Here is a 6944-nt window from a genome sequence, read left to right as displayed (position 1 = left end):
GCGACCTACCTGACGTCGTGGTTGCACGAGTACAACTGGCATCGCCCGCATGCCAGCCTGAGTTATTTGCCACCGATTAGCCGAATAGCATCCGTGAACAACGTGGTGGGTTTACACAGCTAGCCTGCTAGCGATGGCGTCGGCACATCCAACATAAATGTGACTGAAAGTCCGCCATCGCGAGCAGGCTCGCTCCCACACTGGATCTCCAACAATTTCAGACTCCGCAAGGACCCCAGATGGACCGCCTCGGCGCAATGGAAACCTTCGTCTACGTGGTGGAGACCGGCTCGTTTTCCGCCGCTGCGAGGCGCCTGAATATCGGCCAGCCCGCCGTGTCGAAAACCATTGCGCACCTGGAGGCACGTCTCGCGGTTCGACTCCTGCTGCGCTCGACGCGCGGCCTGACGCCCACCGAAGCCGGGCTGGTCTTCTTCGAACGCGCCAAGCGCGCCATCGAAGAAGCTGATGAGGCCGACAACGCCGCGCGCGGTGCCGCCAGCGGGCTTACCGGAAACCTGCGGATCTGTGCCGCCGTGACCTTCGGCCGACTGCACATCGTTCCGCACCTCGGACCGTTTCTCGATCAAAACCCGGACCTGAACGTCGACCTGATGCTCGACGACCGCAACATCAATCTGGTCGAAGAAGGCGTCGACATCGCCCTGCGCCTGGGCGCCCAGAGCGACTCCGGCCTCACCGCCCGCAAAATCGCCGAATGCCGACGCGTCGTCCTGGGCACGCCCGCCTATTTCGAAAAGCACGGCCAACCCGACTGCCCGGCTGATCTGAGCAAACACCAGGCAGTCGCCTACAGCTTGGGCGGCGGTGCCCATTGGCAGTTCCGCAACGGGACAGATGAGCAGTCAGTCACCATCAGCGGCCGAATCCGCGTCAACGCCGCCGAAGGTCTGCGTGCAGCCGTGCTCGCTCATCAAGGGCTGACCCTGGCATCGCAATGGATGTTTGCGCCGGAGTTGGCCAGCGGCGCGGTCAGGGAAGTGATGAAGGATTGGACGCTGCCGAATCAGGACCTGTGGGCGGTGTTTCCTACAGGCAGATTGGCCAGCGCCAAGGCTCGGGCGTTTGTGGAGTATGTGCAGGGGTTGTTGGCGAACAAAGCCTGACGTTTCGATTATTTCGTTTATTGCGATTTTCGATTATTTCGATAGCCTGCCAGCTTCGATTATTCAGAATATTGAAAACCGCCATGTCGCCCGTTATCCACCCGCCGATCACCTTGCCTCTGGAGCGCGAAGTACAAGCTGCCATCGAAGGACAGCGCGCCTTGGCGGCCTATCTCGCCACCCAATTCGACACTCAGCACATCCAGATTTTTGACGAGCAGAACGAAGCTCACCGTGTCGAACTCCCTACCTCGGCCCTCCGGTTGCTTGTCGACATTCTGGCTGAGCTCGCCGCAGGCAACGCTGTCAAAGTGGTCCCGGTTCACGCTGAACTCACCACCCAGGAAGCGGCGGACCTGCTCAACGTCTCACGTCCGCACCTGATCAAACTGCTCGAATCCGGCGACTTGTCCTACCACAAAACCGGCAAGCACCGACGTGTGCGCTTTGCCGATTTGATGGACTATAAAAACCGGCGCGACACTGCCAGCGAGCAAGCAATGACGCTTCTCGCCGAGCAGGCACAAGCGTTAAGGACAGGATACGAGTGAGGCACTCTTCTTTTACCGCTGTATATGACGCGTGTGTGCTTTACCCCGCGCCCTTGAGGGATTTTCTGATGTGGCTCGCGCTATCAGGGAGCTATCGACACGAGTTTAAAGCCTTGCTCATTGGTAACGCGGAGCTGGGAACGATCGAAGGCAAAGGCAAGATCAAAAGATCGCAGCCTCGTTTCACTCGACAGCTCCTACAGGAAAGGGGTGTACGCGCGCTGTTCACCACTCATCAGGCCGAGCGTTAGCTCGCCTGCAGCTTTTGATCTTGATCTGCCCCGTCGGGAGGCCGAGCGGAGGTTCTGCGCAGTGGGCACCGCGGCAAGGATGCCGCGGTAGCCGCCCCCGGCCATGGATGGCCGATGGCGGCGGGCCCACGGAGCAGGGCCGGAGCGAGGGCATGCCGAGCCTTAGCGAGGCACCGAACGTCAGGGGCGAAAGCGTTTGGTTACTTGGCGCTTTTCCAAGTGACCCGCCGTAAGGGCGGAACCATTAGCCGCCGTTACCGCAGAAATGGATATGTACACCATCAAAAAACGCGTCACCTGACACACAGCCATCGCGAGCAGGCTCGCTCCCACAAGGTTTCATGGTGGGTCCATCTCTTTTCCTGCGCCCACAAAAAAGGCGACCTCGAAAGTCGCCTTTTGCATTACTCCCCGAACTGCCGCCCCAACCCACCCGGCACGCCATGGATATTGGTCTCTTCCCACGGACCGTTCGGGCTGATCGACCGGCTCCAGCCGTTGTTCCAGCGGTAGTAGGTGCGCTGGCGGTAGAAGGTGTTGGGCTGATCATCCAGCACGTAAACGCCGAGCTTCGCGTCCCAATGGCTATTACCGCCCGGTGGTGGCGCAAAGCTCGCGGAGGTGCGTGGCAGCGGCTTGGCAGGTTTGGCCGGCGTGGTCGGTTTGCTCGGAACCGACGAAGGCGCCGGTTTGGTGCTGGGCTGCGACGGCGGGATCGGTGGCGGGGTCGGCTGCTCAGGAGGCCGTTGGACCGCACAAGCGCTTAACCCCAAAACCAGACTGAGCAGGGTGATACGAGCGATGGCGGTCATGGGCGATTTCCTGTTATTTGTCCGGGGTGTCGATGGTCAGTTTTTGCGCTGCGGTGGTGCTGCTGGCCAGAGGCTGGCTGCGACCGATCCATTCGCCGGCAGTCGGTTGGCCGGCGCGGGAGATGCGCGCAACCAGTTGGACTTCAGGGAAGTTCGACAGTTTCAACTGCGGCATCATTGCGTCGGCATCGCCCAGTTCGACGGTGGCTGGCAGGTCGGCCACGGTCAGACGCTTGGCAGCCAGCGGTGCCGGTGGACCCGAGGTGGCGCGGGCGAAAATGAACACGCTGTCGCCGGGCTGGACCTTGGCTTTGAGCTCAGGCGCCAGATCGACAGTGACTTTAAGCTTCGCCGCCGCTTTGGCCGCTGGGGCCTGGGCGACTTTGCCGCCGCTGGCTTCAAGCTTCTCGGTGGCCCGGGTGATCCCGCCTTGCAACGCGGCACGGGAGCTGTCTTCCGGTGGCAGTTGCGCCAGCAGACGATTCCAGTAGTCGATGGCGTCTTGATAACGCTGGGCTTCAAACGCCGCGATACCGAGCAGACCAAGGCTGGTGACTTCTTTCGGGTCGGCTTTCAGCGCTTCATCTGTCAACGCCTGGATCTTGTCCGACCACTTTTTACCATCAGCGAAATACTGGGCCTGGGCCCATTGGCCGAGCAGTTCCGGCTGACGACCGGCCAGGGTCACCGTGCGTTCAAAGATCTTCGCCGCATCAGCGGGACGATCCTGAGCCATATAGGTGCGACCGAGGAAGTACAAGCCCTCAGCGGAATCCGGCTGAGCCTCGACCGCGCGTTCCAGACGCCGGGTCATCTCTTCCATCGACTGCGGTGCCTGGGAGAATTCGCGGGTCAGCTCGACTTTGTCACTGGCCCCGAAATGCAGGTACAAGCCAAGTCCCAGGACAGGCACCAGAATCGCCGCCAGCAAGGGCAACGGTTTGCCCAGGCGCGCCACCCGCGGTGACTCGACACCTTCGGTGTCGGCGAGCAACTCACGGGCCGCTTCGGCGCGACCGGTTTCCAGTTGCGCAGCGTTGAGCACGCCCTCTTCCTGCTCGGTTTGCAACTCAGCCACGCGTTCCTGATACAGCGCGACGTTCAGGGCAGTACGATCCTCTTCGAGCTGCGCGCGACGGCCACGCAAAACGGGGATCAGCAGAAAACTCAGGGCAACCAGAAGCAGCAGACCTGCAGCGAGCCAGAAATCAATCATTCTTGGTTTTATCCAGCAGATGGTCGAGGCGCTCGCGCTCCTCGGCAGAAAGCTCGTCCCTGGTGTCCGTGCGTTGCACGCGACGACGGCGGACGATCACGGCGATGATCACAAAACCGCCCAGCAGCAGGCCGGCGGGGCCGAACCAGAGCAAGGCAGTCTTGGCGTTCAGGGCGGGTTTGTAGCGGACGAAATCACCGTAGCGATCAACCATGAAGTCGATGATCTGCTGGTTGTCCTTGCCCTCGCCCAACATGCGGAAAATCTCTTTGCGCAGGTCGGCGGCGATCGGTGCGTTGGAATCGGCGATGTCCTGATTCTGGCACTTGGGGCAACGCAGCTCTTTGGTCAGCTCGCGAAAACGCTCGCGATCACCTTCTTTGGCGAATTCGTAGGTGTCGATGGCCGCGTGCGCGACGCCCGCCATGCTCAAACCCAGTACAACAGCGGCTATCCAGCGTTTCATGGCTTGGCCTCGTCGACCAGCGCCTGATACCTGGCCGCCAGTTTTTCACGCCAGACCTGCTCGTCGATCACCCCGACAAACTTGTCGCGGATGATGCCCTTGGCGTCGATGAAGAAGGTTTCCGGCGCGCCATACACACCGAGGTTCAGGCCCAGCGAGCCTTCCGAGTCACTGATCCCCAACTGGTAAGGGTTGTGGAATTCCACCAGCCACTTCTTCGCGTCGGCGTTGACGTCCTTGTAGTTGATGCCATAAATCGTCACGCCCTGCCGGGCCAGTTTGTTCAGCACCGGATGCTCGACCTTGCAGGCGATGCACCAGGTGGCCCAGACGTTGACCAGTGCCGGTTTACCAAGAATGTCGGCCTTGGTCAGGGTCTTGTCGCCCTCCACGGTCGGCAGGGAAAACGTCGGGAACGGTTTGCCGATCATCGCCGAAGGCAACTCGGCCGGGTCCAGGTACAACCCGCGATACAGAAACACAGCCACCACCAGAAAAATCGCCAGTGGCAACAGCATTATCCAACGTCTCATGCCGTGGCTCCCGTCATGCCCAGTGCTTCACGCACACGACTTTTCACCTTGACCCGATAACGGCGATCCAGCGCCGCCAGCAACCCGCCGAAACCTGTGAGCAGCCCGCCGAACCAGATCCAGCGCACGAACGGTTTGACGTGAACCCGCACGGCCCAGGCGCCATCGCCCAGCGGTTCGCCAAGTGCGACGTAAATGTCACGGGTGAAACCGGCGTCGATCCCGGCTTCGGTCATCACCGAGTTCTGCACGGTGTAGAGGCGTTTTTCCGGGTGCAGCACGCTGACTTCCTTGCCGTCACGGATCACTCGGACGGTGCCCTTGTCGGAAGTGAAGTTCGGGCCTTCATAATGCTTGGCGCCTTCGAACACGAACTGGTAACCGCCCAGGTCCATGGACTCGCCCGGCGCCAGGCGCAGGTCGCGCTCGGCACTGTTCTGGCTCGACAGCACGACGCCGAGGGCGCACACGGCGATGCCCAAGTGCGCGATCTGCATGCCCCAGTAGCTGCGGGTCAGGGTCGGCAAGCCTTTGATCAGGCCTTTGTGGCGGGTCTTGTCGAAGATGTCACGCACGCCAGCCAACAGCACCCAGGCCGCGAGCATGAACGTGGCGATCACCGCCCAGTTGAAATCGCCGTACGCGACGCCGGCCACCACGGCCAATGCGGCGCTGCCGAGCAACACCGGGGTCAGCATGTTGAACAGCCATTTGACCGGGGTATCTTTCCAGCGCACCAGCATGCCGACGGCCATCACCGCCATCAGCAACGCCATCAACGGAATGAACAGTGCGTTGAAGTACGGCGGGCCGACCGACAGCTTGGCGCCGGTCATCGCATCGAGGATCAACGGGTACAAGGTGCCGAGCAGGATCATCGACGCGGCCACCACCAGCACCAGGTTGTTGCCCAGCAGCAGGGTTTCCCGGGACCACAGGTTGAAGCCGACGTGGCTCTTCACCACCGGAGCGCGCAACGCAAACAGCGTCAGCGAGCCGCCGACCACGAACAGCAGGAAAATCAGGATGAACACGCCGCGTTCCGGATCGGACGCGAAGGCGTGAACCGAGGTCAGCACGCCGGAACGCACCAGGAACGTCCCGAGCAAGCTCAGCGAAAACGCAGCGATGGCCAGCAACACGGTCCAGCTCTTGAACACGCCACGTTTTTCCGTGACCGCCAACGAGTGAATCAGCGCCGTGCCAACCAGCCAAGGCATGAACGAGGCGTTTTCCACCGGGTCCCAAAACCACCAGCCGCCCCAGCCGAGTTCGTAGTAAGCCCACCACGAACCGAGCGTGATGCCGATCCCGAGGAAGGCCCAGGCGACGATGGTCCACGGACGCGACCAGCGCGCCCACGCCGCATCAAGACGACCGCCCATCAGCGCCGCAATGGCGAAGGCGAAGGCCACCGAGAAACCGACATAACCCATGTACAGCATCGGCGGGTGAACGATAAGGCCGATGTCCTGCAGGAGCGGATTGAGGTCCGCGCCGTCGCCGGGCACTTGCGGCAGGATGCGCTTGAACGGGTTCGAGGTGAGGATCAGGAACAGCAGGAAACCGGTGCTGATCATGCCCATCACGGCCAGCACGCGGGCCAGCATCACTTGCGGCAACTGCCGGGAGAACACCGACACGGCAAAGGTCCAGCCGCCGAGGATCAAGGCCCACAGCAGCAACGAGCCTTCGTGAGCGCCCCACACCGCGCTGAACTTGTAGTACCACGGCAAGGCGCTGTTGGAGTTGCTGGCTACATAGGCGACGGAGAAGTCGTCGGCCATGAATGCGTAGGTCAGGCAACCGAAGGCGAACAGCAGGAAAGCGAACTGGCCCCAGGCGGCCGGTTGAGCCAGGCTCATCCACAAACGGTCACCGCGCCAGGCGCCGAGCAACGGCACGCTGGCCTGAACCAGCGCGAAACACAGCGCCAGGATCATGGCCAGGTGGCCGAGTTCGGGAATAAACAGTCCGGATGTCATCGA

The 6944-nt window shown here is 61.6% G+C and carries 7 protein-coding genes and 2 pseudogenes; 4 read left to right on the top strand and 5 right to left on the bottom strand.

Annotation, left to right across the window (positions count from 1 at the left end):
* From ACRC4F_RS28395 to ACRC4F_RS28380, 4 genes and pseudogenes are all read left to right on the top strand, one after another.
* A pseudogene (locus ACRC4F_RS28395) lies at window positions 1–123 on the top strand (IS481 family transposase); the annotation flags it as partial.
* 116 nt (window positions 124–239) lie between these two features.
* A complete protein-coding gene (locus ACRC4F_RS28390) occupies window positions 240–1127 on the top strand; it encodes a LysR family transcriptional regulator (protein ID WP_438662316.1) in 888 nt (295 codons plus the stop codon).
* A gap of 83 nt (window positions 1128–1210) precedes the next feature.
* On the top strand, window positions 1211–1678 hold the full coding sequence (locus ACRC4F_RS28385; RefSeq protein ID WP_438662315.1) for a helix-turn-helix domain-containing protein: 468 nt from the start codon (window positions 1211–1213) through the stop codon (window positions 1676–1678).
* A pseudogene (locus ACRC4F_RS28380) lies at window positions 1675–1777 on the top strand (PIN domain-containing protein); the annotation flags it as partial. The gene ACRC4F_RS28385 and the pseudogene ACRC4F_RS28380, both read left to right, overlap by 4 nt.
* A gap of 556 nt (window positions 1778–2333) precedes the next feature.
* Here the strand turns inward: ACRC4F_RS28380 and ACRC4F_RS28375 are convergent.
* The 5 genes from ACRC4F_RS28375 to ACRC4F_RS28355 are packed head-to-tail and all read right to left on the bottom strand — an operon-like array spanning window position 2334 to window position 6941.
* Window positions 2334–2741 (bottom strand): hypothetical protein, encoded by a 408-nt coding sequence (locus tag ACRC4F_RS28375; protein WP_438662314.1) that lies wholly within the window; start codon window positions 2739–2741, stop codon window positions 2334–2336.
* Window positions 2742–2754: 13 nt separating this feature from the next.
* A complete protein-coding gene (ccmI, locus tag ACRC4F_RS28370; RefSeq protein WP_438662313.1) occupies window positions 2755–3957 on the bottom strand; it encodes a c-type cytochrome biogenesis protein CcmI in 1203 nt (400 codons plus the stop codon).
* Window positions 3950–4423: a cytochrome c-type biogenesis protein gene (locus ACRC4F_RS28365; RefSeq protein WP_438662312.1), complete on the bottom strand. Its 474-nt coding sequence runs from the start codon at window positions 4421–4423 to the stop codon at window positions 3950–3952. Before ACRC4F_RS28365 ends, ccmI begins: the two co-directional genes overlap by 8 nt.
* Window positions 4420–4956 carry a DsbE family thiol:disulfide interchange protein gene (locus ACRC4F_RS28360; RefSeq protein ID WP_438662311.1) on the bottom strand — a complete coding sequence of 179 codons (537 nt, stop codon included), beginning with the start codon at window positions 4954–4956 and terminating at the stop codon, window positions 4420–4422. Before ACRC4F_RS28360 ends, ACRC4F_RS28365 begins: the two co-directional genes overlap by 4 nt.
* A complete protein-coding gene (locus tag ACRC4F_RS28355; protein ID WP_438662310.1) occupies window positions 4953–6941 on the bottom strand; it encodes a heme lyase CcmF/NrfE family subunit in 1989 nt (662 codons plus the stop codon). Before ACRC4F_RS28355 ends, ACRC4F_RS28360 begins: the two co-directional genes overlap by 4 nt.
* Window positions 6942–6944 lie beyond the last annotated feature (3 nt).

Origin of the sequence: Pseudomonas sp. (genome assembly GCF_051660785.1) — a bacterium.
Taxonomy (GTDB): domain Bacteria; phylum Pseudomonadota; class Gammaproteobacteria; order Pseudomonadales; family Pseudomonadaceae; genus Aquipseudomonas.
The sequence above is the reverse complement of the archived record's forward strand: the minus strand, read 5'-3'. Positions and strand labels throughout refer to the sequence as shown.